We start from the raw sequence: 23,264 nt of genomic DNA, 5'->3' as shown, positions 1-23,264 counted from the left end.
GTCAGTTGTCGACCTGGACGGTCAGCGAACCTGGCGCGAAGTACGGCGCAGGGTCGCCGTTGTTGATGGTCTTGGGCGCGGCGAGCGCAGCGTAGAACAGCTCGGCACCGCCGGTCAGCGAATCGTGGATGCCGAAGCCCACCACCTGGCCCCAAGCCGCGCTCGGCGTGGGGAACGTGACGGCAGCGTTGTTCGACGTCGTGCCGCTGGTGCCGTTCGACACCTGCGTGCTGCCGGCGCCCTGGGTACCGGCCCAGTTGGCCAGTGACGACACCACGGGTACGCGCGCATAGCCGCCGCCGGATACCTCGGCGCCCTGGGCGGCGTCGGTATCGGCCGCCAGCTTCAGGCTGATGTACATCGTGGCCGGGCCCGAGCCAGCGGCGGCGGTCGACCCGGCCAGGCCCAGCGCTTGCGCGCGGAACAGCCAGTCGATGTACTTGTTTTCGAAATTGTCACTCTGCGCGGACATCTTGGCCTCGTGTTGGAGTTGCGCTCAGCCTCTCGCAAAGGAATGCAAGCAGCTGCTCGTCTGATTTATTCGTTATGTCTTCAGGGAAGACGGGGATGCTGCCGCGCGGGCCGCGCACGGTAACGTAGATGATTCCCGGCTCCGCCGCCTGGGCGCGCAGCTTGGCGAGCCAGGCGACGGTTGCGGGCTTCATCGCTTACTTGGCCTTGCGACCGGCTGGCTTGAGCTCGTCACTGGCAGGCTCAGCTGCAGGATCCTGCTGCTGCTCTTCGACGACAGGCTCGCCGTCCGAAACCTCGTGCGGCTCAGCAGCTCCGGTTTTGATGATTGCCGCGGCGCGGTCTTCTTCGAAGCCGGCAACGTCGCCTGGGCTATACATGCTCCAGGGCTTGATGAATTTAACTGATTTCATGGTCAGCTCCAGTTAAGAGGCAGACCGGCGCGCCGCGGCGCGCCGGCGGCAAAAGCGCGTTACGCGCCCCAGGCGACGCCGGTCAGGACCGAGATCGATTCGACGTGGCGCGGACCGAAGTCATGCTTTGCGATCACGCGGATCAGGGTCTGGTCACGTTGGAAGGCGCTGACCATGGAGCCGTCGCTGTCCTTGTAGGTGGCTTCCTTCGAGTAGTCGATCAGCAGCGTCTCGTCCTCGCCGATGAAGCAGTCGCCGAAGTCCACGAAGTAGATTTCCGACTGGTTCGAACCGGTGCCCAGGTTGTTCGGGATCTGGGTGGTGATACCGACTGGGTAGCCCTTCAGCACCTTGTTTTCCAGACTTGGATACACCTTGGTACCGTTGCCGTTCTGGAGCGCTTCCAGGAAGCGGAAGGTACGCGGCGACATCATCCAGCCCGGCTGCAGCATGTTGGCGTCGACGCCTTCCAAGGCCAGAATGGCCTTGTTCAGGTCGGTCTCGATCTTCTGCAGCGTGGCGCCGTCCGAGGCGGCGATCTTATTGCCGGTCAGCGCCCAGGCCAGCAGGCCTTTCGGGGTGTTGTTGGTGCCGTCGTCGCGGATGAACGCCTTGTCTTCGCGGATAGCGATCGCAGCGGTCAGGTCGTCCACGATGATGCGGTCGACGTTGGGGTTCGAGCCCGAGTAGCCCAGCAGGTCATTCGAGATCGGCACGAGTGCCGCGAGCTTTTTGCTCGACAGCTTCAAGTCCGCGAACGACTGGTTGGTGACTGGCGCATCGGTGTCGCTGCCGATGTAACCGACCACGGCGCCGCCCTTCAGACGTGGAATGGTCAAATTACCGTTCGACAGCGGCAACGGGCGGGCTCCCATGCGGCGGACCAGTGCTTTCGGGCGCAGCAGCTCGATCACTTCGGATGCGAGATTGGTCGGGACCAGCACGCCGCCGGCGCTCGAGGTGAGCGTATTCAGGGACATCGCGACTTCTTCGCCGAACTGGTTGTTCATGGCGAACTTGGCGGCCTCCTGGACGTTGCCCTGGGTGGCGGCAAGCGCGCGGACCATGCGCGCCATCTTGGCGCCAGGAACTTCCGGCGCGCGCGGGGTTGCTGGGAGGCTGGCACCGGCTGCAGGAGGCGCGGCCGGCTGGTGTGCGGCGTTCAGCGCGCGGTCGACCGGCACCGCCGCAGCGGCGGCGATGGTCTCGGCTGCTTCCATGCGGCTGATCTGCGCGGTCAGCTCGCCGAAACGCGCCTGCAGATCGGTGAATTGTTGGACCTGCTCGGCGCTCAGCGCGGTACCGCTGGCTTCGATCTGGGCCAGAGCTTGCACGCTGGCGTTGACCTTGGCGCGTTCGCTGCGGAGTTCGTTAATGGTTGGCATATTGCCCTTCCTAGAAATGAAAAAACCGCCTCAAGGGCGGTCGGTTGCTTGTCCCGCGAACGCGGTCAAATTTGGTTCTGGAGCGCCATCGCTTTTGCGCGGGCACCGATGGAGGTCTTGGTATTCCGCGCCACGCGCGCCTGGTGCGCCTCGGCAGCGATTCGGTCGATCGCGGCTTGCGGGGTTTCAATGCGGTCGGCAAAACCGACGTCGATACCCTGCTGCCCCATGAAGACACCGGCCTCGGTTCCGCGCACTGCGTCTGCGCCGATGCCGCGGTACTTGGCGACCGAATCCACGAACTGACTGTAGTAGCCCTGCACCATATCGTTCAGAAACTTCAGCGACTGATCCGATAGGGGCTCGTGAGGGCTCAGATCGTTCTTGTGCGCGCCGGCATAGACCGTGGTCACCTTGACGCCCATCTGCTCATTGCGGGCCGAGACGTCGAGGTGCTTGGCGATCACGCCGACCGAACCGACACCGGATGTGCGCGACATCGACACGTTGCCGACCGCAGACGCCAAGAGGTAGCCGGCCGAGTAGGCGCTGAAATGGGTGATTGCACTCATCGGCTTGACGCCGCGCGCGTCGAACAGGAAGTCGGCCAGCTCGAAAGCACCCACGGTGCTGCCGCCGGGGCTGTCGATGTCGAAGGCGATCTGTTCGACAGCCGGGTCGGCGAGCGCAGCATGTACCTGTGCACGCACCTGCTCGTAGCTGGTCATCGTCTCGCAGGGATTCATCTGCATGCTGCGGCTGACCAAAACGCCATGCACCGGGATGATAGCGACACCCGTATCAGCGATAGTCTGGCGCCGCGCCGACTCAGCGCGCATCGCTGCGGTCTCGTACGGACCATCGTCATCCTCCATCATCTGCGGCTGGGCGCCGTTGACGCTCAGGTTGACGATGTTCAGGCTCATCTGCTGGTTCGCCCAGGCCGCAGCCTGGTCGAGCATCGACTCGGTGACCATCAACGGCTGGTTGAAGATCATGCTGGCGATACGGAAGCGGTTTTTCATGCGAGGATTCTTTCGATTTCTTTGACCTGCTCAGGCTTCGCCTTCGTGTCAGGCGGCGGCAAGACTTGGGCCGGCGTGCCGGCTTGCGGATTCGCTGCATCGACCATGTTCAGCGGCTGCAGGTAGACGTCGCCACCGGCAACTGGCGGCAGATTTTCTAGGCGCCGGATGTCGTTGACCGACAGCCAGCCCCAGTTCCGCGCTACGGCATACGCTTCGTAGCGCGACTTCTGGTCGCCGCGCAGCAGGCCGGAGACGTTGAACTCGATGTAATAATCGGCGCGCTCGCTCGGCAGCAGCAGGTCGCGCATCATGGCCTGCTCGTGCCGCTTGATCCACGGCAGCAGGGTGTAAATGACGAACTGGATTCCCTGGTGCTCGATGTTCGAGAACGTGGCCTTATCCAGCTCGCCGATCATGTGCGGCGGCATCTTGTAAATGCGCGCGATCTCGAGCGAACCCAGCTTGAGGGCGGGGATAAGCTCTGCGTCGACGTTAGTCATCGACAGGGGCTTAAACGTCATCCCCTCCTGCAGCATCGCCACCTTTTTGGCGTTGGTGCTGCCTCCGTAACGCTGCGTCCACTGCTCCACCAGGCGATCGATCACGCCTTGGTCCTTGATCGCGCCACTTTCGCGCGGCCGCTCGATGACGCCCGACAGCGCGGTCCCGTTCAGGAACGACTTGCCGGCGTACTGCTGAATTGCCTGCACATGGCCGATGGTGTTCGCGTGGAGCATGACCGGCGAGAGGCCGACGTAGTTATTCAGCCCAGTCCAGCGGACGTGGTGAATCATCCGCTGCGGCAGCAGCTCGCCGCCGTCGATGCTGTAGTACGGACGCAGATCGCTGCCCTTGTACACCGTGACGATGCCATCGATCGGGTGCAACGCCTCCGGCGTGCCATCCGACGCGCGAATGATCTTGCTGTACGAGTTGCCCTGCAGGCCTACCTTCAGCTGTTTTTGCTCGCGGTATTCGAACGGTGTCTGCCACTCGTTCGGTTCCCAGGCGATGAGTCGGTAGAGCTTGTGATCGCGGGCCGGCTCGCGCTTACCCTCACCCTTGCGCCGGAACAACTCGACCGGCAGCTGTGCAACGCTCTCGGCCAAGATGGTGACGCAGGCCTGCAAGGATGTAAGGGCAAGTGCGCTTTCCGGTGTGACCACCGGCCCCGCTTCGGAGCGCGTGCCGCCAAGTCCGGACAGCCACCCGCCGCCAGCACTGACGGGCTGGCCCGAGAAAAACTGTCGTGCGAACATTTTTAGCCTTTGCTGCCGCGACGCGCGACCATGTAGGACCAGGCGAGCAGCGCCAGGCCGGGCACGATGAAGCCGGCCGGCTGGTAGATCAGCGCGGCGCCGGCGGTGAGCAGGCCCAGGCCCAGCACGCCGGCCAGCAGCGTGATCCAGTCCAGTGCGGTCATATCGTTATGCCTTCGTCATAAATTGATCCAGCCGCCATTGCGACAGGGTTTAGCGCCATCAAGGAAACAGCGTCGAACGTGGCCATGAGCGGGTCGATTTTGCCGGTGCCACTAGCCTGCTTGTTCACGCTGATGGCGTTGCCGTGGGCTTGTGTGCGAGCATTCGAGACGCACCAGGCCATGAGTGGCCGGTCTCCATGAAGCATTTCGCCACCGGCGAGAGCGCGCTCGGTGTCCTTAATTGCCCCGGTGAGTTTCCAACCTTGTGAGATCGCAACAATGTCGCGCTCAGGCTCAGTGGAGAATCCTCGAAGAACCAGCTCTTTGACTAGCGCGCCAATGCCCGCGCCATCTACGCCGATCCCGTACTTCTCTGGGAGCAAGCCGACATCACGAAGGCGCTCAACGATATCGGCTACACCCGCGACATCGGGCCCGGGCTTGTCTACGATTGTCAGATCGCCATCCGCCTGGAAGTCGAGTAAGCGAGGCGCGATCTCCTGGCGCCGCTTCAGCGCGATCTGGTGAGCCCATGCATGGCACCAAAGGAGCCACTTGCCGGTATTTCTCTCACGCCCCAGCACTGCCAGACCTAACAAGTCATCCAGCCCGCCGCCATCGACTCCGACCACGGCTACCTCGCTGCGCTCAATCAGCGAATCCAGGGTGATGGACTTGTCGCCCGCAGATTCCCAGAAATCGACGCCCGCCCATCGGTCGGAACGCAGGTTGAGGCCGATTTCGATGTTCAGGTGCTTAGCCAGGAACTGTTGGAACGCGCCGTCCGTCCGCGCCTGGATTTTCTTGAGCTGATCCTCAAGCCAATCGGCGCTGACCGAGCGCCCCATGTTCGGGTTCGTGATGTAGAAGGTCGTCGGATCGAGGTACGCCTTTTTCTTCACCATTTCTGGCGGATATTCGTACAGCACGCCCAGCGAGCGCGGGTCGTCGATCTTGCCGTCGCGGACATCGCGGAAGTAGTTCAGCTTGTCCTTGAACACACCAGCCGGCGGCTCGTCGCTTTGAGTCGTCAGGTAGATGACCCACCCTTCGTTCCGCGAAACCTGGCCGCCGAGTGCCTCCATGAACATCGCTTCGGCGTTCGAGCGCTTGCCGAACAGCCAATGCTCGTCGATCAGCACCCGGCCGGACTTTTTACCCGAAACGGTGTCTGTATCGGCCGCGACGACCTTCAGCGACGCGTTCGACACGCGGTGAGTGATCGTGCGGACATGGTCCTGGACATGAAACAGGTCCATCAGCTCGGGATCGGCGCGCACCATGGCGGCGGCCGGCTTGAAACTGTTGTCGGCCACCTCTTTGGTCGGCGCCAGAATCAGGTGCTCTTCGCCCTCGCGCCAGCACAGGATGACTGCCGTGAGCATGATGCCGGCTGCGATGGTCGATTTCGTGTTCTTTTTGCTGATCAGCAGGTAATACTCGCGGATCAGCTGGTTGCCTGTCTCCGCGTCGTAGCCGCCGAAGATGGCTGCCACAAAATCGAAAACCCACTGCTCACTGCACTCACCGAAGTTCGGGCTTCGATACTCCTGCAGGTCTTCATCCCAGATCGACTTCGGCAGGTCGCAGACGCGCAGCTGCTTGAAGATTGCCAGCGCCTGCTCGGCCTGCTCCGGGAAGATCGGAGGCGGGATGATCGACAGCTTGGCCTTCAGCCTGTGCTCCCAATCCGGACAGGCGGTCGACCATTCCATGTTGCGATCCTTACTTCACTGCCTTCAGCGCCGGCGGCGCACTTGAGGAAAATCGGCTGGCAACTGACTTCGCCTTCTCGCCGGCCTGCTCTTTCTTGCCGCCCTCGCCCAGCTTCTTGTGCTTGAACGGCAGCATTGCCTTTGCGGCGTCGATCCGAAGCCGGAGGTCGGCTGCCGGCTCGTTCATCACGTTAGTGAGGAATTCGACGGGGTCAGCGGTCGAGGGAATTTCGATCGTGTCGACATGCGGCTCACCCGCCGGCGGTGCCACTGTCCGGGTACTTGCGCCCTGGGCTTGCCGCGCCTGGTCGAGGCGAGCTTTAACATCCTTGTCTTTAACAAGTCGAGAACCCGCAGCTGACGCTGTCGCCTCGCTGTACCCGGCGCGAATCGCCGCTTCCTTATTCGAGAACCCGGCCAAAACGGCATCGGCGAAGGCTCGCTTTTTGCCTGTTAAAGCCATTAACAATTTCCTCCAAGGGGACTTTTTTCTGCGCGTGGGGTACAGGGTGGTGTCCGAGGGTCAGGCACCCCAGACTTTGACTCCCCCCTCCCCTCAGGCCGCTGTCAGCGGGGCCAGGGCTTGGTCGGCTGGATGTCGAGCGACCGACTCGCCTCGGCGCGACCATCCCTCCGACCCTGCTCGTAGGCGTCGCGTGGGTTGACGCGGACCAGTCGTCCAGCGTTCTTGATGCTGTAGAACAGGCCGCGCGCGCACGCCGCCAGCAGGTTAAATCCGAGCGGCAGGCACACAGCCTGGTCTCGATACCAGTCAACCCACGCGACGCCATAGAAGCGCGGCAGGATTTCGCCTTGGGCAATCTTCTTGATGAGCATGAAACCTCCGAAAGTCAGCCTGCGACCAAGCCGCCGGCGGCACGCTGCCGCGCCTCCTCGGCCGTCTTGGCGTCATGGCAGGGCTTGCAGAGCAGCCATTTGTTTGAGTCGTCGTCGCTGCCGCCTGCCCACAGCGGGACCTTGTGGTCGACCGCTACGCCGAGGCTTGTGGCGCCGTTGGCGGCGCACGCCTGGCATAGGCCGCAGTCGCGACGGCGGATGCGCTCGCGGTCCGCAACGCCGGCGCTCCCGCGTTTGCGTTCAACCGTGGCGGTGGGCGCCGGCGCAAGCCGCGTGAGCCTAGCCGGCTGCAACCGCGACTGCAGGGTTCGCAGCTTCGGCATCAGCGGGCCTCGATCTTGATGCCCTTGCCGACCCAGTAGCGAACACGCGCCCAGTTCGGTTCGCAGTGGGCCAGTCGAGCGGTGAGCACCACGCCAGCCAGGTAGAACTTCAGCCACCAGCGCACCTTGAGCTTGAAAGTCAACGTTGTACTGGCCATTACTTACACTCCTTCTGGTCGCAGATCAGGGCGCCGACGAGCCAATACTTTCGGCTTCTAGTGCTTCCGCACTTCGGGCAAAGGTTGCCGCCGCCCTCGCGGACGATGCGAGTGAGCGGCGGCGCCGGTGGCGGCGGAATGCCCTGGCGCGCCATCAGCGCTTTCCTTTCTTCTTCCGTGCTGGTCGCTGCGGCGCGCACGGGAGCAGCTGGGCGATCTCCAGCACGGTCATACCGACCTGGCCCCAGCCCTTGGCGCGCAGCAGGCGCTTGGCCTCGTAGCCGTCGGCAAGCAGGTTGCATACGTCGGCCAAGGCTTCAGGCTTGCTGACCGGGTAGCACATGGCCGGACGGTCAGGCACGACACTGCGGATGATTTGGTCGCGGTACATCTCGGCGAGCGGTTTCACGATTCCACCTCTCCAGCACGGATGCCGTAGATCCTGGCGATGTCGGCGGTCGTGACCACGGCGCGCCAGTCGCACCACAGCAGACGCGACGTGCGCTTCATGAACTCGGCGTGCGCCAGGTCGGTGCGCTGCTTCATCCAGGTGTCGAAGCCCATGGTCTCAGCAGTCGGTGTCGGGAAGATCAGGCTCGCGTCGGCGATGATCAGCGGGATATCGCCCATGCGCTCGACCAGGATCTCGCCGGGCCGAAGCTGCGGACGCAGGTGCACGACGGTGGCGCGACCGGTCAGGTCGTCACATTCGAGCACATTCGGCTCGGCGCGGCGCAACACGATCTCGCTGCCGATCTGGACGCGCAGGCTTGGGATTGGCCGCTCCATGACTTACTCGGCTGCAGGCAGAATGGCAGCGATCTTGACCGACGAGTCGAGCAAGATCACACCAACGTCCGCCGGCAGCTCAACGCGCACTCTGTCCTCGATCTTCTGGCGCTGCTCAAGCGTGAGCGCTGCATTGACGGCCAAGATCAGCGTGGAGCGCTTTGGAGTGGATTGGGTCATTGCGAACCTCGGGAATAAAAAAAGCCGCCAGCAGCGCGGACGCTACGGCGGCGAAGTCCAGCGAGAGAGCTGGAGGAGACAGGTTGCGGCGGCCGGTGCTAATGGTCCGGCGACATCCCCTTGCTGAGCGCGCACTCCATCGCAAGGGCTATGCCTATTAAACTGGGCGCATCAGCTAATGCGCATTCACCACACCGCTGCCTGGCTGAGCTGGCCTTGATAACCTAGAGCGATTTGCGCTCGCAGCAGCTGGCAGCGGTGTGGTCACTGGTTGCGCCAGTGAGGCGTGAGATCCTGCTCGTACCGGAAAGCAGAGGAGTAGGACATCTGGGGCACCGGCTACTTGCGGCGCGTGGCGTTGGCGATGGCCACCTTCTCTTCTGCCATCTTTTGGCTGGCGTGGATATCGATGTCGGCGAAGAGCTGACGGTCGAACGTCTTCCATGCTCCGTTACTCCAGCGTGCTTGGTAGCGCATATGCATCCTCTCGTTGGCGGAAATAGAAAAGCCCGCAGTCCTTGCGGAGGCGGGCTTGGTGCTCCCATGCTATCTGCGTGGTGAGCTATAAACGAGTACCCCGCCGTGCTTAGAAGCAGAGGACGGGGTCATATTGACTGGCCAATCTGTACACGCGTGCGAAAGCATCAGGAGGCTTGCAATGCGTGAGTCCGTGGCGGCGGAGGCCTATGACCGAGTACGACTCCACGGAGAATGGAAGACTGTATGGTACACGAAATTGCTGGATGTATACACAGTTTCGTGTACTCATGCGCGACCCTAATCCCTCCGCAACAGCGCGCCGGCCAGGCCAGCATGGCTCATCTCCAGCGCGTGGAGTTCATCGACCATCTGTCCGACCAGGCGGACCTCGTAATCGCTGAGCCCTGCGATGGATGTCACGGCGGCGCGGCGCGAGCCACTGCATGCCGAGCAAGCCCGGAGTGTCGCCCTCCCTTCCATCGAGCCGGTGCCGCTGCAGGTCTTGCAGACATCGTCCAGGTAGTGCGCGAGCGAATGCTCGGCGACGCGGCGGTACATTGCAGGCGCCAAGTGTCCAATCTTCGGCCAATCGGCCGGCTTGATCCAGTTCCGGTCGCGGCCCTTCTTCGCTACAATCTCGCACCAGTCAACCAGCAGCGCGCGGAACGCAGCCGCTTCGCTCCCAGCAGTCGCGCATGCGGCGTCGTTGGCTTCCAGCGCCTGCCGGCAGTCGGCCTGCTTTTGCTCGTCCTTCTTCCGCACGGCGTCGGCCAGCGTCTTCTCGACGCGCGCACGCTCGGCTACCGCCTTTGCCAGCTTCTGAATGACGGTGCCGCCGTACTTTACCCGGTGCAGCAGCGCGCCGAGGTTGCGCGTCGACCGATCGGCGAGCGCCGCCGCCTTCAGTGGCCCTGCTTGGTGGTGCCGGCCATCGTCCAGCAGGTTCGACGCTGCGAGAGCGCCAATGTATTTGTCCGCGAATGCCATGGTGCTGTGCCCCTATAAGGATGAGCCAGCTTACCATTCAGTGTGGAAATTAATGCCTCGCCCGAACTTTTCCAAATGACAACCTGTATCCGGAATACGACGCTCCTTTACTGAGCCTTTCTCACGCGCTCGCGGGCAGCGTTATAGATTCGCACGCATTCTCTGCAGACGCGACCACCACCAGTATTAATTCGCAGGTTGTCGCCAGCCAGAGAATGGCCTCGCTTGCAGTGAGTTTTTGCCCTTCGCACGGCAGCCGCGACATCCGTCGCAGAGTGCTCGCACGAGTGCCCGGCGGCGATCAGTATTTGCGAGACTCGCTCGGGCGTTACCCCATACCGCCGTGCGACATCTGCTCTTGTAGCGTTAGAAAGAACTTGGTCGACAATTTCACGGGCCTGCGCTCCTGATAACTTGGCTTTTGGGTTCAGTTCGCCGCGCCAATCCTGGACCCGCACCACCCTGCCCTTTATAGAGGCATCAATCATATTTTCGGATCGCGACCCATAAGAGATATGAGCCGGATTGACGCACCCCGGATTGTCGCAGGAATGCATCGCATCAAGAGGCGTCTCGATATGCAACCCCTTGAATAATAGGAGCGCCGCTCGATGAGCCCCACGGAGTTTGCCATCAAGGAAGAAGACCCCGTAACCGCCGCCTTTCTTGCCAGCCGTCCACTCCCAGCAGCCGCTTTCGGACTTGCTCACTTTGCGCATAAAACGCTCTATATCTCGGTCACGCTCCACGCTCCGCCCTTTCCTTTTCGAATGACCTTGAACACAAATGGATACAGCGACGCTGCTACTTTGATCTTTACGTTCGCATCATCAAGCATGAATCCCTTTACCTCATGCATTTCCATTTTTCCGTCACTCATCATAACAGCGAAGTCCACTGTAAAAAAGGTGTTGTCAGCTAGGCGAAACTTCATCCCTTCGAACTTGAACCAGGCTACCTCGCCAGCCTGGCGTCGGGCGTCGAGCGTGGCCGCATAGGCCTGCTCGGTCTTGTTCATGGCGCCCGTCTTGAGGCGTCCCAGCGCTTGGAGTGCCTTCTTCGCGGTCATTCAATATCCTTCGTTCGCACTCGGCGCTTCGACTGCGCTACCAGCCGGGCGCCGAAGAACTCTACCTTCTCTGCATCGTAGACTCCGTCCTTATAGCCCTTTTTCGACAGCCCCAGGTTCTGCGCGGCGGCACGGCGCCAGAGGGCCTTGAACGCATTGCCTTCGGCGTAGTTCATGCCCAGCGCCTCAATAATGTCGTTGCACTCTGCAATATACGGCGGCAGGTCGCTGCTCGTCGGGTCTTTGATCTCGACTCGGTAATAAGACACCGATCCGCCTGTATATTCCTGCTGAAGTTGCGCCGGTGGCGTCATGATCTGCTCGCTCATCTCATCCCTTCGTTTTGGTTTGGACATCGTTTGTTTCGTGTTTGGCTTCTTGCTTTCCGATCCACCGGCGCCGCGCCGCGCGGGCCTCTTCGCCGGCGGCGCGCGTGAACAGCACGCATGCCGGGTTATTCCAGGCGACGAACGGATTCGCCAACGGCGTGAAACTGCCGTCGTATCCGGTGCACCGTCCTTCTCCGCGCGCCATGTGCTCGGGATGGCCCTTTGTGGTCAGGCTCTCGCACATGGCGCAGATATCGTCGTCTCGTCGCTCGCTGCCGGACCGGCCCGTGGCCGAACGCGTCATGCAGCCCTCGGCGTGGGCGCCGGGCCAACCAGGGCCTTGAGGTTGAGGCCGGCCGGCTTCATGCCGCGCTGCTCCGAAGCGTTCGCCGCTTCGACCGTGGGCCGGATGCGCGCCGGCGGCGTTGGGGGCTTGCCGCCGTTGTCGATCGCTTCGCGGATGCGGGCCTCCCAGGCCGCCGTCGATTCACCGATACGCGCGGGGCCGACGCCCACCTCGTTCGCCTTGGCCAGCTTCGCCACCTCGCTCGTCCACCATGGCGCAGCCGCGGCTGGCTTCGGTGCTGCTGCCGCATCGCGCTGGATCGTCAGCCGGTCCCAGTGCTCGCGCAGCTTTGCCGGGCTGAGGATGTTCCCGCGCCAGAAGGGGATGGAATGCGCCCACTGCAGCAGCTCGCACATTTCACGGCGCGTGCGACCGTCGCGCTCGCGCATCAGGCGCACCTCGTTGGCCCAGGCCTTGAAGTTCGGTTCCTTGAACTTGGGCGCGGTGTTGAGGATGGCGCCGTACAGCCAGCGCGCGCACTTCTCGTCATCGTCGTTGGCCTGGCGCGGCGTGCGCGGCGCCTTAGCCTTCGGCGCGCGGTCGGCGGCGTCCAGCAGTTCGATCAGGGTAGCCGCGTCTACCAGCACCGCCGGCATGGTCTCGGCCATCTGGCGCAGGGATGCACGGTCAACCATGATCCGCCTCCCCACTGCGCTGTTTCAGCTGCCATTTCGCCAACTCGCCAGCAACCCACTCGACGCCCTTGGCGGTGAACTTCGCCGTATTGAAGGCGTGCCCGTTGCTCTGCGCGGTGCCGGCGCGCATTTCGAAGCGGCCGGCCTCGATGTGCTGGGCGTGTGCGGTCCACTCGCCGTTCAGCGGGTACATGATCTTCGCCTCATGGAGAAATCGCCGGAACTCGGGCTCTTTCACCTGCAGCAGCTTCGCTACCTGGCGGAAGGTCATCAGGCCAGTCGACTCGACGTAACGCCCGACAAACTCCACCGCCGGCGCCGCCGCTTCCAGCTGCGCGGCCTGGGCGGTGATGATGTCCTGCTGGTCGGCGGCCAGGCGCAGCGCGTCGGCGAACGTCTGCGGCAGGGCTGGGAGCGGCGCCGCCGGCGTGATTGAGTACGAGCCGGTTTGGCGGATCGTCGGCAGCACCTCCCTCGTCACCCACCTCTTGAACACCTTCGCCTCGGGTTTGCGGCTGCCGAGGACCAGGGCGTACAGGCCCATCTCGTTGACTGCGACCATCTGTTGCTCGCCGCCCGGGGTCTGGACTGAGCGCAGCCCCTTTTCGTCATCATCGAGGCGGCGGGTCTGCTCGGTACCCAGACCCAGCACCGTGCACACGTCCTGCGCCACGAACCAGGGTGCGCCGTCGTCATCGATCACGATCCGAATCTGGACGCCGCCAAACAGGAATGGTGCCGGCGCCGCGCCGGTTAAAGTGCCTGTTAAACTAAACATGCTTCCCATATCGTTCCTTTCCAATATCGGAGCCGCGTCAGGCGGCTTCCTTCGCCAGCTCACCCATGACGCTGGTCGAGTTGATGTGGTGGCGCACGCGCCGGTCGACCTCGCGGAATGCACGCTCCACGTCGATCGCACGGACGTTTTCCAGCTGAGCGTCGTGGCATTCCAGGCCCTCGCGGATCGCATTGAGCTCGTCGCCACGCATGATCACGCGATCCAACTTGACGATGCGCTTGCCCACCTCGAGCAGCGCATCGCGCGCGGCGATCGTGGCCTGGCGGAACTCGTTGCCGATGCCCTGCTCGCACATGACGTTGGCCATGTTGATCGCGCCGACCAGCAGGTCCCAGCCCTCCCGGGTACCGGCCCCCTGCGCCATGTCGGCCAGGGCCTTGTGACTGCGGATCTGGATCAGGCGCAGGTGCTCGACGTGGTCGCCACTCATGCCGCCGAAGATGGTGGTCAGGACATTGCGGGCGACGTACTTCGGCTTGTACTTCTTATCGCGCCGTTTCCGTGCCGCGCTCACAGTACGACCCCGAACTGGTCGCCCAGGTAGTCACGCATCAGATCCAGCGCGTGGTCTTTTTTCCCAAACTTGAGTGCGTAGTAAATGCCGTGAAGCGGGTGCTGGTCCTTGCCACCGATCGGAGGAATGCGCACATAGTCGTTCTTGCTATGGCCGGCCTCTTCAATCTCGCGCGCATTCTCCGCTTCGATCTCCATCAGCGTCTGATGCAGCTTGAGCTCGCCTCGCTCTTTGACCTCGTCCATCAGAACGTCGGTTGGGAATTTGCGCAGGTCCACTTCGACCTGAACGTCGGTATAAACGGTGATAGTGCGCTTCATACTGTCTCCAAATATTTGTTGTGGTCACGGCTAAGGTCGCTGGTGAGCATGGCCAGGCACTCGGCCAGCAGCTCGCGCTCGGTGCCGTAGCGCGCTTGGAACGTCGCCTTCCGGCCGTGCAGGCTGATGCGCTGGCGCAGGTCCGTGTCGTCCTGCTGGTGGTGTTCCGCGCACAAAGGCAAGACCAGGAAGTGCGCGCCCGGCTTCGTGCGGCCGTCGATGTGGTGCAGGCTGATCGTGTGGTTCGTCCAGCCGTCCTTCAGGCAGGCGATGCACGGCAGCGTGCCCATCTGGTCCATGAACCGCTTTTCGTCGGCGGTCGGCGGGCGGCCTTTCATACCGCGCGACTTCATCCGCTTGGCCAGCTTCAGCAGCTTCGGCGCGCGGGCGCGGGCCTTGGCCTGGGTGGCAGCGACGCGCAGCAGGCCGGCGCCGGCGGTGGGCGTCTTGAAGCCGGTGCCGCGAGCCATCGCTGTCTTGCGCTGCAGCGGCTTGCCTGGGTTGAGAGGTGAGCGGCGCATCATGCTACGATTCCCTTTTGACAACCGGAACCGTTGGAATGATTGACGCGACGACCCACCACTACGGCAAATACTCGATCCTCGTACGGATATGGCCAGCCTCGGCCAACATGTACCGATCGTCCTTTACGGTCCACGAAAGCGATCCGGGACCAGGCACGCAACCCCTTTCCCTGGTCTACCAGGAAGGCGAGGAGCGGGGCATGACATGCGAGACCGCGAGCGATGCCGAGCAAGACGCCGTGGAGCGTGCTGCGTTTTGGATCGATTCTCGGGCGGAGTAAGCGAGCAATCATGGCGCCACCCGCTTGAACTCGACCACCCACACCCAGGGGTTGGCGTCCCAACTGCCGGCGCCGTTGATGCTCTCCCACAGCGCCTGGTACGCCTGGACCGGGCATGAGTAGCGCGTCGGCCAACCCTTCATCGGCTCATAGGCGACGTCTTCCAGCGGGTACTCAGCGTCTCGCCAGAAGTGCTCGTATCGGTGGATGCCTTCGGCGATCGCGTCCTTCTTGCTGCAGTCCTGCAGCCGCTCGACGCGCACCGACACCACCTCGAGCAGGATGCGGCTGGCCGCGCGTGGCATGTGGATAGACGGCTTCCACGCCGAGCGAGGTTCGCCGCCGCCGTCATCGTCGCCGGCCCACTCGTAGCCGCCGTCTGCCGCATAGATCACATGGCCGGAGTAGTAGCCTTGGCCGAACGGCATCTCCGTGATCGCCGTCGCCGGCCGATCAGGAATCCAGTCGATCAGGTTGCCATCGTCATCCCACGCGTTGCTGATGACGCCCCAGGTCTCGCGCACCCACAGGCGGTCGCCGGGCTGGCCGTAGGGGCAAGTGAGGGTGTCGCCAGTTCGCGTGTGCCAGATTGCCCCTTGTTCAGGGACGGTCGCCCCGGCTTCAGTGCGCCCGCCATTCGCGCCGCCCCAGGTCGTTGGTTCCCACTGCCCAAGCGGATTCGCGTGCGGCAGTTTCACCACGCGCCGCGTCTGCATCTTGCTACCGTCGAGCAGCGCGCGCACCATCGGCGCGCTGAAGAGGATTGGGCGCTCTTTCATGCGACCTCCTTGATCTCGACGTTCAGGCGTGCGAATTTCGCTTCTGGCTCGTCATAAACCCAGACCAGCCGTACAACACTGAAATACTTCTCGCCCGGGAATCGCAGCTCGTCACCAACGCGGGGCGCAAAGGCGATCAGCACTCGGTAAAGCAGGCCGCGCTCACCGTGGATGAAATGGGCATTGATGGTTTGGCTCAGCTCGATCACGTCTCACCTCCTTCGATGTTCTTGAAGCCGAAGCCGGCCGGGCGCTGCGACCAAGTCGGGATGTCCTGGCGGATGCCGCGCGAGTTGGTGAGGTACTTGCGGCTCAGGGGCGGCTGCTTGTACGCGGTCGCCTCGCGCGACACGGCGATCTGGCCGACGTACTGGGCCTTCGTGACGCCTTCGAGCCTGTCGTAGTGCGCGCGGGCGAACTCGCTGCAGGTGATCGTGTCGTTGTTGCCGAGCGCGAACCAGCCGCTGCTCAGGCAGCGCTGGATCAGTTCGCCGCGGCCATGTGGCCGAACGCTGTCACCCATCGCCTTGAACAGTGCTGCCTCGGCCTGGGCGCCGTGCCGGTACATGTAGAAGCCCGCGGTGTACGGGAAGGTGTCTCTGCTGGGGACACGTGGGTTTTGGCTACGATTGCCCATTACTGAGCCCTCCGAATAGTGAATCGTGCAAACGCGCAGCCACCAGCGTGAGGCTCACCCTGGAGGCGGCCGCAGGCGGCGCAGCGTGGTGCGTTCTTGTGGAAGGTGTTCACGCGCGCACCTCATGACGGCCGGCGCCGAAGAATGCGGCCACGAGCGGGTCGCGCATGACCGGCGCGCGGTTGACGCGGATCGAGAACGGCGCGTCGTCCTGCATGATGTGGAAGCGGCGACCGGCTTCACGCGCGGCGATGCTGAGCGCCGACTTCGACTCGCGCGCAGCGCGCACCGAGGCGGTGGTGGCGAGGCTGGCCAGGTAGACTTGGGCCTGCTCCGGCGTGACGGCCAGGGTGTAGACGCGGCTCGACGCCGGCACAGCACCACCAACAGGGCTAGCCAGGGCGATGACGCCGGCGCCGGTCAGGTCGGCAACGTACTTGCGCGCGCCGGATGGGCTGAGCTTCAGCACCCAGGCCAGCTCGTCGGCCGGCAGGTCGCGGGTGAGCAGCTCGCCGACCAGGGTGCGCAGGCGCTCCATGCGCTGGATGGTCTGGCCATGGGTTACGTGGTGGGCGCGGGTCATGCTGGCACCTCTTCGGCGGCGGCCGGCGCCACAGCTGCAGCTGCCGCTTTCGCGTCGTCGTACTGCTTGATGCCCCAGACCAGAGCAAAGCAGCACCACTGGAAGCGGTGGGTGAATACCTGGTGATCGCACTCCCAGAAGTCGACGAACTCGAACGTCTTCTCGGTGCCGAACAGCGCACTCCATGCCTCGCTATCGCTCGCACCGAACCGGAAATCGTTGGCGGCGTCATAGCTCCGGACGTCGTTGTCGTCGGCGCCGATGACCTCGCTCTCCACCGCGGCGCGCAGGTCGTTCATAGCGGTCGTGCACAGTTCGGTTTCGCCGAGCTCTGCCGCCTCTTCCTGCTCGGCCTTGGCGAACTCATCGACCCACTTGCGCACGCCGGCGTTGAACTTCTCCCTGCTGAACTCGCGCACGCCGTCGCCGCGGCTGCGCTGGTCACCGGCCTCGACCTTCTCCGCCCAGTAGTGGTGGTCGATCGCGAACAGGTTTTCTTTATGCGAGCGACGGAAGAATTCGAACATGTCGCGCAGGCGGGAGAACACGAAGGTTCCCATGTCGCCGCTATAGGCGAGGTAGCCCGGCCAGGTGACCAGGTCGAAATGCGCGCAGCTCGTGTCCGGACGCTTGAAGCGAACGTGGCGGTGCACGCCGTCGTCGCGGACAATCGTCATGCCGTGGCCAGTGACCTCGCGCAGGAATTTCTCTTGGGTGAGAGCGCTCATGCCTCACCGCCGATCTCGGCCGGCGCCGCAGCTGCTTTGAAATCGGCCTCAGTCAGAGCGTGGCGGTAGATGGTGTCGGCCTTGTAGACGACGTCGCCCGGGCGCAACCAGTCGTTCTGGTGGATCAGGTCCTCGAGCGAAGTTGCGGTGAACGGTTCAATCAGGACGGACCACAGGTCGACCGCCGACATGCCGGAGGCAGCCAGCTGGGCGGCGCCGACGACGCTGAAGCCCAAGTCTTCGGCGCGCTTGACCTGGGCGAACAGGTCGCGCACAGCGCTGTGGTGGTCGGCGTCGATGCAGACGCTGACGTCGTCGCGCTCTTCCTTCAGGTAGCCGTTGCACAGGACGCGAGCGGCGCTCAGCAGGTTGATCGCCAGAAGCTTCCAGTGCGTGTCGCGCGCTGCGAAGATGGCTGGCACGGCGCCGCGCGAAGACTGCTCCTCACCGGTTTGCGCCGGCGGCGTAATTTGTTGTGCTAACATGCGGTTCTCCGTAGTTGTACTTGTTTCAAGAAGCCCGGTTGCAGCCGGGCTTTGTCATTTCTGCTGCGCTTCCACTAGACGCTGGTATGCCTCGTGGCTCATTACGTGGCCGGGCTCGATCGGCGCCGGCGCTTGCTCATCTTCGGGCTGATCCATCTACTTCCTTTCGCTGACGTGGCTCAGTTCTTGGGACTGGTGCCGGGTTATCGTGGTATCGGTGGGGAGCGGGCTACGCCGCCAGTGCGCGGATTTCTGCGACCGTAAGGCCCAGGTACTCATGGATCCGCAAGATCACGACCGCACCAACCGCCAGCGCGCCGCTGCGCAACTTGCAGATCGTTCCCGGTGTCAGGTCCAGCTCGCGCGCCAGTGCCGCATCGTTCTTGATCTGGAACCGCTCGCGCAGCGCGTCGAGCAGCTTTGCTGCGTTTTTCTTTTCGTCCATCTCGTTCATTCCCTGTTCTGGTTATGTTGGTGACGGCGCCCCCGCCGCCTGGGTGCTGCTCACTTCGAAACCGGCTTCTCCGACATGCTGTCCAGGCGCTCGATCAGCTGGAGCATCGGGCGGAACGCCTTAAAGACCGAACGGCGCACGGCAGCCACCTCATGCGGCTCGACGCGGCCGTCTTCGAGGGTCTTGTGCACCTCATTGGCCACATCGCCCAGGCGCTGCCAGATATTCGTGACGTTTTCCAGCACGCCCATATCCGAAGCCGGCTGCTCTTCGAGCTTGGTCATCACGAACCCGGCCGATTCGGCCAGGGCGAACAACACCGAGTAGTCGCCCGTCAGCGACATCACGCGCTCGATGTCGTCGATGGTGATCACGTTGACGTTGTTGTTCGGGTTCGCCTTGTTGCGCAGGATCGTCGGCGACATGTCCATGCGAGCAGCCAGGGCAACGCAGCCGCCTGGAGCGTTGTGGACGGTTTGGTGGAATGCGTCTTTGGCGTTCATGCTGTTGCCCTATTTAAGAATGATGTTTTTGCAATTCTTTGATGCAATACTGCATCTGTCGAAAACTTGAACCCTGAGGGCCCTGAAATGACTGCTTACCTTGCTGACCGACTGCCGCAAGATGCCGAGCTGGCTTACGGCTCAGGCTCTACTACCGGTGCCGGCGCTTGGTCCGATGGCGCAGTCATCAGGCGGTCGCGCGAAGGCGGCGTGCGGCCGGCACGGCCGGGATCGGGATCAATGTCGGTAGAACGTCGCGCCGGGGACGGCTCACCCATTCCAAGGGCCGCGAACACTGCAGGGCGTGCCAGGCGCAAAAATGCGAGGCGCGCCTTCGGTATGCCTAACCTCCTCCATTCCGATACGGAAGGCGGCTGAACCTCGCAAAGTCGCGCTACTTCGGACGTCCCGCCTAAGGCGTCAATGATTTCGTCAGGCGTTTTCTCGGTAGTCATGTATCCATTTTAGGCATACCTAACTAAGAACGCAAGCATTTTTAGGCTTGCCTCAATCAAAAACTATTAGGATTGCCTAATGGAAGAATGGAAATTAAGACTTAAGCAAGCACGTGAGGCAAAAGGGCTCAGCAAGAGCGACTTCGCCAAGGCAGTACGCATTTCAGCGCCAACCGCTACTGACTGGGAGAAGAGCGTCGCGGATGGCGGGATCAAGGAAATCTCGGGCGTCAGGCTTGCCAAGGCCTGCGAGGTACTGGGCGTTGACTCGGCCTGGCTGTTGCACGGAAAAGGCGCCACTCCAGCGCCGGCACCCTCGCCTGATCGCATCGAGGAAATTAAACCGGTCCGCGGGCTGCACGAAAGCGATCCCGCGTTTGTGCACATCCCGAAGGTTCGGTTGTTGGTGTCCGCCGGCGTGAGCGGCTTCGGCGTAGAGCCTGAGGCCTACGACGGAGCGACCGCCCCTGTTCCTGCTGACTGGCTGCGCAGGCGCCAGCTGCGGCCCGATCGCCTGATCGCGATCCGCGTCCGCGGGCAGAGCATGGAGCCGACTTTCTACCAGGGCGATACCGTCATCATCAATCAGGACGACGCCACGCCAGTTGACGGCGCTGTCTTCGTGGTGAACTACGAGGGTGAGGACGTGATCAAGCGCCTGGTGCGTGACGCCGGCAGCTGGTGGCTGGTATCGGACAATCCGAACCAGCAGAATTATTCTCGGAAGCTGTGCAAGGGCGCGGAGTGCATCATCCTCGGCCGTGTCGTGCGGAGCGAGCGCGAGCACTACTAATGCTGTGTACGGTTGTCGATCTCTGCTGCGTGCGCGTGGCAGTGGTCAGGGTTTCATTCGAAAAGCTGGCGGAGCCCACGGCCACGCGCGAGGTGCGCGCGCTGCAGCCTCGGTTCGGCGTGTTGCCCATCATGCTCGTCGCGTTTGAGGATTTCGCGCTCCTTGATGCTGAGGCATTCGCTGAGTTTCCGGTATCGGGCTGTCTGGCTGACCTGGTCGACTGGAACAGTATGGAGCCGGTTGAGTGGGGGCCACTCCCCGAACTGGTGGAAGAAGAACTGCCGTTTTAGGCGCTACGGCACGCGTTGATTGCCGATAATTAGGATAGAAAACATGCTCCGAAAAATTCTTTTCGTCCTCGCTATGTGCGCTGCCGCGCAAGCCAGCGCAGGCCCATGTGTGACCCTCGACTATCAAGAGATGAAGGATATGTCTAAGGAAGAGCTGATCGCTGAAGCCTGCAGAGCGAACAAGATCAGCATGGAAAACTTCGAGAATGGCTTGGCGAACTTGAGCGTTAGGCAAGGGCCCCAACAATATCCGAACACTAACGAGAATTTCCAGCAATGCCAAGGCGAAGTTGATCGCATGCTGCGAGCTTTACGAACAAAGGGCGTGCAAGAGAAGTTGGTTAATTTGTGCAAACAACGCCCGCTGCAACCGATGAACCCGACGACGCCGTGAATGCTGACTAGTTTGACAAATTACGCGCGTAAGCGAAACGGCACGCCTGGATGCTGAACTAATCGAGATCTGTAATGGCCGCAACCCAATGTCCAGGCTGTAGCGCGTATGTTTCCGTCAAAGGTGCGACGAGCTGTCCGCGCTGTCGAGCTCCGCTGCCGCGCAATGCCGACGCTGAAACGGCCGGCGGCGCCGATGGCAGGCCGCGAACCAGTGCCTGGGCACCCTCCCCATCGTCGACGCACGCTCGCCATGCCACGGTTACACCGGCGGCGCCACATGCGGTTAAGGGTGGGATGTCGACACGCGACATTCTGACCTGGGCAGCGCTGGGCTCGATCGCTATCCTGATCGCGCTTATTGCTTACCGTGTGGTCGTTCCGTCTGAAGAAACGCTACATGCGCGGAAAATCTCCGCTGCTCTCTTCCAGTGCCAGCAGCGAATTGTGGGACTGGCTGAGTATGGGGATGCTGAGACACCGCCCTACGTCGCGAACTACGGCACGAAGGGCGAGTTCTACTTCGCATGGCAGCGAGGCTCGTTCCACTTCAAGAATGGCTACGGCGCCCCGGAGAAGATGTCCGCGAGCTGCATTGGCGACCTGGAAACCGGAGAAATCAAGCAACTGACAGTGAACGCAAAAACGATCCTGTGACGCCGGCGCAGTCACTAGGCCTGCAACAATTGGTTAGATTTTTGGCATTGCTAGCGGAATATACTCAGCGTACAGCCCCGGCGCGCTAGACGCCGCAACAATACGACCGAGCATGGGAGCCCAAGATGGATACTGCAGACCGCGGTAAAGCATCAGTTGGCGCCGGCGAGTTCACCCGCCATTCTGTCAAAGCACTAGCAGCCCAGCACGCCACCCTCCTCCGCCAGGCGCGAGACAGCGGCGCCGACCTCAGCCAGACCAAGAGCAAGCAGCAGGCTCAGCTCGAAGCGCACGTTGCCGGGTTCGCCGATGATGAGCGCCGACGCTTCACCGAGCTTTATGCGGAGGAGATGTCGGCCTCGACTGACAAGCTGCTCGCGGAGGCCATTGAGCAAAGCGAAAAGCGCGCGATACGAGAGTACCCGCGCGGCGGGAGCGCCGACCGTGCCGCTACCTGGTTCTTCATCATCCTGATCCTAGTCTTCCTTGCGATCGCATCGAAGACGTAGCGTTTGCAACCTGTCGTGTCACACGGCCGGGGACCTCCGTAATTTGCAGAATCGTAATAATTGGAGAGATTCTGACCATTGCTAGCGGGATATACTCAGCAGGCGATACGGCACGCACGAATGCCGACCTTGGAACGCTATGAAAAAACTAATTTTGCTTGCCGTGGTGCTTGCCTTCCTTTCCGGCTGTGCTGCTCAGACCTACCGCACCGCCCGCGCTAACGCAAACATGGTCAAGAATGGGATGACTGTTGCAAAAGCAGCGGAGATTTTAGGAATGCCCCCAACCCATACCACAGACACCCTTGTGCAATGGCGACGCGGGAATGCGCAGGTATACACCGCAACCCCGTCCGGTGCTATCGAATTCCATGTGATCGACGGGAGGATTGTCGATGTTCCGCCGGGCGGCATCTTTGGACCAGAAGCACTTGCTGAGCGTGGCCGGCGCCTGGCATTAGAAGCGGAAGAGAGGCGGATTGCTGCTGAAGCTGCTGACGCCGAGAAGGCTAAGCGAGATGCAGCCACGGAGCAAGCCCGCAAGGAAAAGGAAGAAAGAGAAGAAGCGCAGCGAGTCAAGGACATCGCCGCCGAACTTGAAGCTGCAGAGAAGTCCATCGTTGTTTGCAGAGATGCGAACACCTGCAAAAAGGTCTTCGCGCTGGCACAAATCTACGTCCAGCGACACTCTGATCAAAAGATCCAGGTCGCCACCGATACGATTATTGAGACATACAACCCGACAGAAAACGGGAAGGTCGCGATAGTGGTGACCAAGATGCCGCGAGCTGGCTCGGTAGAAGTGGTGAAAATTAGCCCTTCTTGCAAAGATGACAAAGGCCACTACGAGCGCCTATGCCGCCTTCAGCGCACCCAGATTTACCTAGGTTTTAAACCATTCATCGAGAGGTCTTTGTCGATGTAAGGCCACGGCAACCTCTCGCGCAAATAGAGCGTTCGCACACCACTGC

40 protein-coding genes are annotated in these 23,264 nt (G+C 62.3%); 6 read left to right on the top strand and 34 right to left on the bottom strand.

Features of this window, described 5'->3' with window-relative positions; genetic code table 11:
* Nucleotide 1: 1 nt before the first annotated feature.
* The 34 genes from QWL29_RS02940 to QWL29_RS02775 form a co-directional block, all read right to left on the bottom strand.
* On the bottom strand, nt 2–472 hold the full coding sequence (locus QWL29_RS02940; protein WP_305821388.1) for a phage tail fiber protein: 471 nt from the start codon (nt 470–472) through the stop codon (nt 2–4).
* The gene (locus tag QWL29_RS02935) at nt 456–665 is read right to left on the bottom strand and encodes a hypothetical protein (protein ID WP_305821387.1); all 210 of its coding nucleotides are present in this window, start codon (nt 663–665) and stop codon (nt 456–458) included. Before QWL29_RS02935 ends, QWL29_RS02940 begins: the two co-directional genes overlap by 17 nt.
* A gap of 3 nt (nt 666–668) precedes the next feature.
* Complete coding sequence (locus tag QWL29_RS02930; RefSeq protein WP_305821386.1) at nt 669–884, bottom strand: hypothetical protein; 216 nt, start codon at nt 882–884, stop codon at nt 669–671.
* A 59-nt stretch (nt 885–943) separates the two neighbouring features.
* Nucleotides 944–2,269: a phage major capsid protein gene (locus QWL29_RS02925; RefSeq protein ID WP_305821385.1), complete on the bottom strand. Its 1,326-nt coding sequence runs from the start codon at nt 2,267–2,269 to the stop codon at nt 944–946.
* Between the two features lie 65 nt (nt 2,270–2,334).
* Complete coding sequence (locus QWL29_RS02920) at nt 2,335–3,294, bottom strand: S49 family peptidase (RefSeq protein ID WP_305821384.1); 960 nt, start codon at nt 3,292–3,294, stop codon at nt 2,335–2,337.
* Nucleotides 3,291–4,556, bottom strand: a complete 1,266-nt coding sequence (locus QWL29_RS02915) for a phage portal protein (protein WP_305821383.1) — start codon at nt 4,554–4,556, stop codon at nt 3,291–3,293. Before QWL29_RS02915 ends, QWL29_RS02920 begins: the two co-directional genes overlap by 4 nt.
* 2 nt (nt 4,557–4,558) lie before the next feature.
* Complete coding sequence (locus QWL29_RS02910) at nt 4,559–4,720, bottom strand: hypothetical protein (RefSeq protein WP_305821382.1); 162 nt, start codon at nt 4,718–4,720, stop codon at nt 4,559–4,561.
* Nucleotides 4,717–6,435, bottom strand: coding sequence for a terminase large subunit (locus QWL29_RS02905; protein WP_305821381.1), 1,719 nt, complete (start codon nt 6,433–6,435; stop codon nt 4,717–4,719). The genes QWL29_RS02910 and QWL29_RS02905 overlap by 4 nt, the downstream gene beginning before the upstream one ends.
* Before the next feature lie 10 nt (nt 6,436–6,445).
* Complete coding sequence (locus QWL29_RS02900; protein ID WP_305821380.1) at nt 6,446–6,898, bottom strand: terminase small subunit; 453 nt, start codon at nt 6,896–6,898, stop codon at nt 6,446–6,448.
* Between the two features lie 104 nt (nt 6,899–7,002).
* Nucleotides 7,003–7,272 (bottom strand): hypothetical protein, encoded by a 270-nt coding sequence (locus QWL29_RS02895; RefSeq protein ID WP_305821379.1) that lies wholly within the window; start codon nt 7,270–7,272, stop codon nt 7,003–7,005.
* Nucleotides 7,273–7,286: 14 nt separating this feature from the next.
* Nucleotides 7,287–7,616 (bottom strand): HNH endonuclease, encoded by a 330-nt coding sequence (locus tag QWL29_RS02890; protein WP_305821378.1) that lies wholly within the window; start codon nt 7,614–7,616, stop codon nt 7,287–7,289.
* Nucleotides 7,616–7,774: a hypothetical protein gene (locus tag QWL29_RS02885; RefSeq protein ID WP_305821377.1), complete on the bottom strand. Its 159-nt coding sequence runs from the start codon at nt 7,772–7,774 to the stop codon at nt 7,616–7,618. The genes QWL29_RS02890 and QWL29_RS02885 overlap by 1 nt, the downstream gene beginning before the upstream one ends.
* 154 nt (nt 7,775–7,928) lie before the next feature.
* The gene (locus QWL29_RS02880) at nt 7,929–8,183 is read right to left on the bottom strand and encodes a hypothetical protein (RefSeq protein WP_305821376.1); all 255 of its coding nucleotides are present in this window, start codon (nt 8,181–8,183) and stop codon (nt 7,929–7,931) included.
* Nucleotides 8,180–8,563 (bottom strand): hypothetical protein, encoded by a 384-nt coding sequence (locus QWL29_RS02875; RefSeq protein WP_305821375.1) that lies wholly within the window; start codon nt 8,561–8,563, stop codon nt 8,180–8,182. The genes QWL29_RS02880 and QWL29_RS02875 overlap by 4 nt, the downstream gene beginning before the upstream one ends.
* 3 nt (nt 8,564–8,566) lie before the next feature.
* Nucleotides 8,567–8,743 carry a hypothetical protein gene (locus tag QWL29_RS02870; protein WP_305821374.1) on the bottom strand — a complete coding sequence of 59 codons (177 nt, stop codon included), beginning with the start codon at nt 8,741–8,743 and terminating at the stop codon, nt 8,567–8,569.
* Between the two features lie 339 nt (nt 8,744–9,082).
* The gene (locus QWL29_RS02865) at nt 9,083–9,220 is read right to left on the bottom strand and encodes a hypothetical protein (RefSeq protein WP_305821373.1); all 138 of its coding nucleotides are present in this window, start codon (nt 9,218–9,220) and stop codon (nt 9,083–9,085) included.
* Nucleotides 9,221–9,520: 300 nt separating this feature from the next.
* The gene (locus QWL29_RS02860; RefSeq protein ID WP_305821372.1) at nt 9,521–10,210 is read right to left on the bottom strand and encodes a DnaJ-like cysteine-rich domain-containing protein; all 690 of its coding nucleotides are present in this window, start codon (nt 10,208–10,210) and stop codon (nt 9,521–9,523) included.
* A 107-nt stretch (nt 10,211–10,317) separates the two neighbouring features.
* On the bottom strand, nt 10,318–10,929 hold the full coding sequence (locus tag QWL29_RS02855) for a hypothetical protein (RefSeq protein ID WP_305821371.1): 612 nt from the start codon (nt 10,927–10,929) through the stop codon (nt 10,318–10,320).
* An 8-nt stretch (nt 10,930–10,937) separates the two neighbouring features.
* Nucleotides 10,938–11,279 carry a DUF1064 domain-containing protein gene (locus QWL29_RS02850; RefSeq protein WP_305821370.1) on the bottom strand — a complete coding sequence of 114 codons (342 nt, stop codon included), beginning with the start codon at nt 11,277–11,279 and terminating at the stop codon, nt 10,938–10,940.
* Entirely contained in the window at nt 11,276–11,608 is a 333-nt protein-coding gene (locus tag QWL29_RS02845) for a hypothetical protein (RefSeq protein WP_305821369.1), read from the bottom strand. The genes QWL29_RS02850 and QWL29_RS02845 overlap by 4 nt, the downstream gene beginning before the upstream one ends.
* Nucleotide 11,609: 1 nt before the next feature.
* On the bottom strand, nt 11,610–11,912 hold the full coding sequence (locus tag QWL29_RS02840) for a hypothetical protein (protein ID WP_305821368.1): 303 nt from the start codon (nt 11,910–11,912) through the stop codon (nt 11,610–11,612).
* Complete coding sequence (locus QWL29_RS02835; RefSeq protein WP_305821367.1) at nt 11,909–12,589, bottom strand: phage replication protein O; 681 nt, start codon at nt 12,587–12,589, stop codon at nt 11,909–11,911. Before QWL29_RS02835 ends, QWL29_RS02840 begins: the two co-directional genes overlap by 4 nt.
* Nucleotides 12,582–13,367: a phage antirepressor KilAC domain-containing protein gene (locus QWL29_RS02830; protein WP_305821366.1), complete on the bottom strand. Its 786-nt coding sequence runs from the start codon at nt 13,365–13,367 to the stop codon at nt 12,582–12,584. Before QWL29_RS02830 ends, QWL29_RS02835 begins: the two co-directional genes overlap by 8 nt.
* Nucleotides 13,368–13,404: 37 nt before the next feature.
* Nucleotides 13,405–13,902, bottom strand: a complete 498-nt coding sequence (locus tag QWL29_RS02825; protein ID WP_305821365.1) for a hypothetical protein — start codon at nt 13,900–13,902, stop codon at nt 13,405–13,407.
* Nucleotides 13,899–14,222, bottom strand: coding sequence for a hypothetical protein (locus QWL29_RS02820; protein ID WP_305821363.1), 324 nt, complete (start codon nt 14,220–14,222; stop codon nt 13,899–13,901). The genes QWL29_RS02825 and QWL29_RS02820 overlap by 4 nt, the downstream gene beginning before the upstream one ends.
* Nucleotides 14,219–14,746 (bottom strand): Ref family recombination enhancement nuclease, encoded by a 528-nt coding sequence (locus tag QWL29_RS02815; RefSeq protein WP_305821362.1) that lies wholly within the window; start codon nt 14,744–14,746, stop codon nt 14,219–14,221. Before QWL29_RS02815 ends, QWL29_RS02820 begins: the two co-directional genes overlap by 4 nt.
* Before the next feature lie 289 nt (nt 14,747–15,035).
* Nucleotides 15,036–15,806, bottom strand: coding sequence for a hypothetical protein (locus QWL29_RS02810; RefSeq protein WP_305821361.1), 771 nt, complete (start codon nt 15,804–15,806; stop codon nt 15,036–15,038).
* Entirely contained in the window at nt 15,803–16,015 is a 213-nt protein-coding gene (locus QWL29_RS02805) for a hypothetical protein (protein WP_305821360.1), read from the bottom strand. Before QWL29_RS02805 ends, QWL29_RS02810 begins: the two co-directional genes overlap by 4 nt.
* Complete coding sequence (locus QWL29_RS02800) at nt 16,012–16,443, bottom strand: hypothetical protein (protein WP_305821359.1); 432 nt, start codon at nt 16,441–16,443, stop codon at nt 16,012–16,014. Before QWL29_RS02800 ends, QWL29_RS02805 begins: the two co-directional genes overlap by 4 nt.
* Nucleotides 16,444–16,552: 109 nt before the next feature.
* Nucleotides 16,553–17,026: an ArsR family transcriptional regulator gene (locus QWL29_RS02795; RefSeq protein ID WP_305821358.1), complete on the bottom strand. Its 474-nt coding sequence runs from the start codon at nt 17,024–17,026 to the stop codon at nt 16,553–16,555.
* Nucleotides 17,023–17,754 carry a hypothetical protein gene (locus tag QWL29_RS02790; RefSeq protein ID WP_305821357.1) on the bottom strand — a complete coding sequence of 244 codons (732 nt, stop codon included), beginning with the start codon at nt 17,752–17,754 and terminating at the stop codon, nt 17,023–17,025. The genes QWL29_RS02795 and QWL29_RS02790 overlap by 4 nt, the downstream gene beginning before the upstream one ends.
* A complete protein-coding gene (locus QWL29_RS02785; protein ID WP_305821356.1) occupies nt 17,751–18,239 on the bottom strand; it encodes a hypothetical protein in 489 nt (162 codons plus the stop codon). The genes QWL29_RS02790 and QWL29_RS02785 overlap by 4 nt, the downstream gene beginning before the upstream one ends.
* Nucleotides 18,240–18,468: 229 nt before the next feature.
* Nucleotides 18,469–18,693, bottom strand: a complete 225-nt coding sequence (locus QWL29_RS02780) for a hypothetical protein (protein WP_305821355.1) — start codon at nt 18,691–18,693, stop codon at nt 18,469–18,471.
* Between the two features lie 50 nt (nt 18,694–18,743).
* Complete coding sequence (locus tag QWL29_RS02775) at nt 18,744–19,196, bottom strand: phage regulatory CII family protein (protein ID WP_305821354.1); 453 nt, start codon at nt 19,194–19,196, stop codon at nt 18,744–18,746.
* Nucleotides 19,197–19,730: 534 nt separating this feature from the next.
* On the opposite strand from QWL29_RS02775, the gene QWL29_RS02770 reads away from it, so the two are divergent.
* The 6 genes from QWL29_RS02770 (at nt 19,731) to QWL29_RS02745 (ending at nt 23,218) form a co-directional block, all read left to right on the top strand.
* The gene (locus tag QWL29_RS02770; RefSeq protein ID WP_305821353.1) at nt 19,731–20,444 is read left to right on the top strand and encodes a LexA family transcriptional regulator; all 714 of its coding nucleotides are present in this window, start codon (nt 19,731–19,733) and stop codon (nt 20,442–20,444) included.
* The gene (locus tag QWL29_RS02765) at nt 20,444–20,734 is read left to right on the top strand and encodes a hypothetical protein (RefSeq protein ID WP_305821352.1); all 291 of its coding nucleotides are present in this window, start codon (nt 20,444–20,446) and stop codon (nt 20,732–20,734) included. Before QWL29_RS02770 ends, QWL29_RS02765 begins: the two co-directional genes overlap by 1 nt.
* Nucleotides 20,735–20,777: 43 nt before the next feature.
* A complete protein-coding gene (locus tag QWL29_RS02760; RefSeq protein WP_305821351.1) occupies nt 20,778–21,128 on the top strand; it encodes a hypothetical protein in 351 nt (116 codons plus the stop codon).
* Nucleotides 21,129–21,424: 296 nt separating this feature from the next.
* A complete protein-coding gene (locus QWL29_RS02755) occupies nt 21,425–21,784 on the top strand; it encodes a hypothetical protein (RefSeq protein WP_305821350.1) in 360 nt (119 codons plus the stop codon).
* Nucleotides 21,785–21,909: 125 nt separating this feature from the next.
* Nucleotides 21,910–22,293 carry a hypothetical protein gene (locus tag QWL29_RS02750; RefSeq protein WP_305821349.1) on the top strand — a complete coding sequence of 128 codons (384 nt, stop codon included), beginning with the start codon at nt 21,910–21,912 and terminating at the stop codon, nt 22,291–22,293.
* Nucleotides 22,294–22,432: 139 nt separating this feature from the next.
* Nucleotides 22,433–23,218 carry a hypothetical protein gene (locus QWL29_RS02745; RefSeq protein ID WP_305821348.1) on the top strand — a complete coding sequence of 262 codons (786 nt, stop codon included), beginning with the start codon at nt 22,433–22,435 and terminating at the stop codon, nt 23,216–23,218.
* Nucleotides 23,219–23,264: the final 46 nt, after the last annotated feature.

This window comes from Massilia brevitalea (assembly GCF_030711405.1).
Classification (GTDB): domain Bacteria; phylum Pseudomonadota; class Gammaproteobacteria; order Burkholderiales; family Burkholderiaceae_D; genus Telluria; species Telluria brevitalea.
The sequence above is the reverse complement of the archived record's forward strand: the minus strand, read 5'-3'. Positions and strand labels throughout refer to the sequence as shown.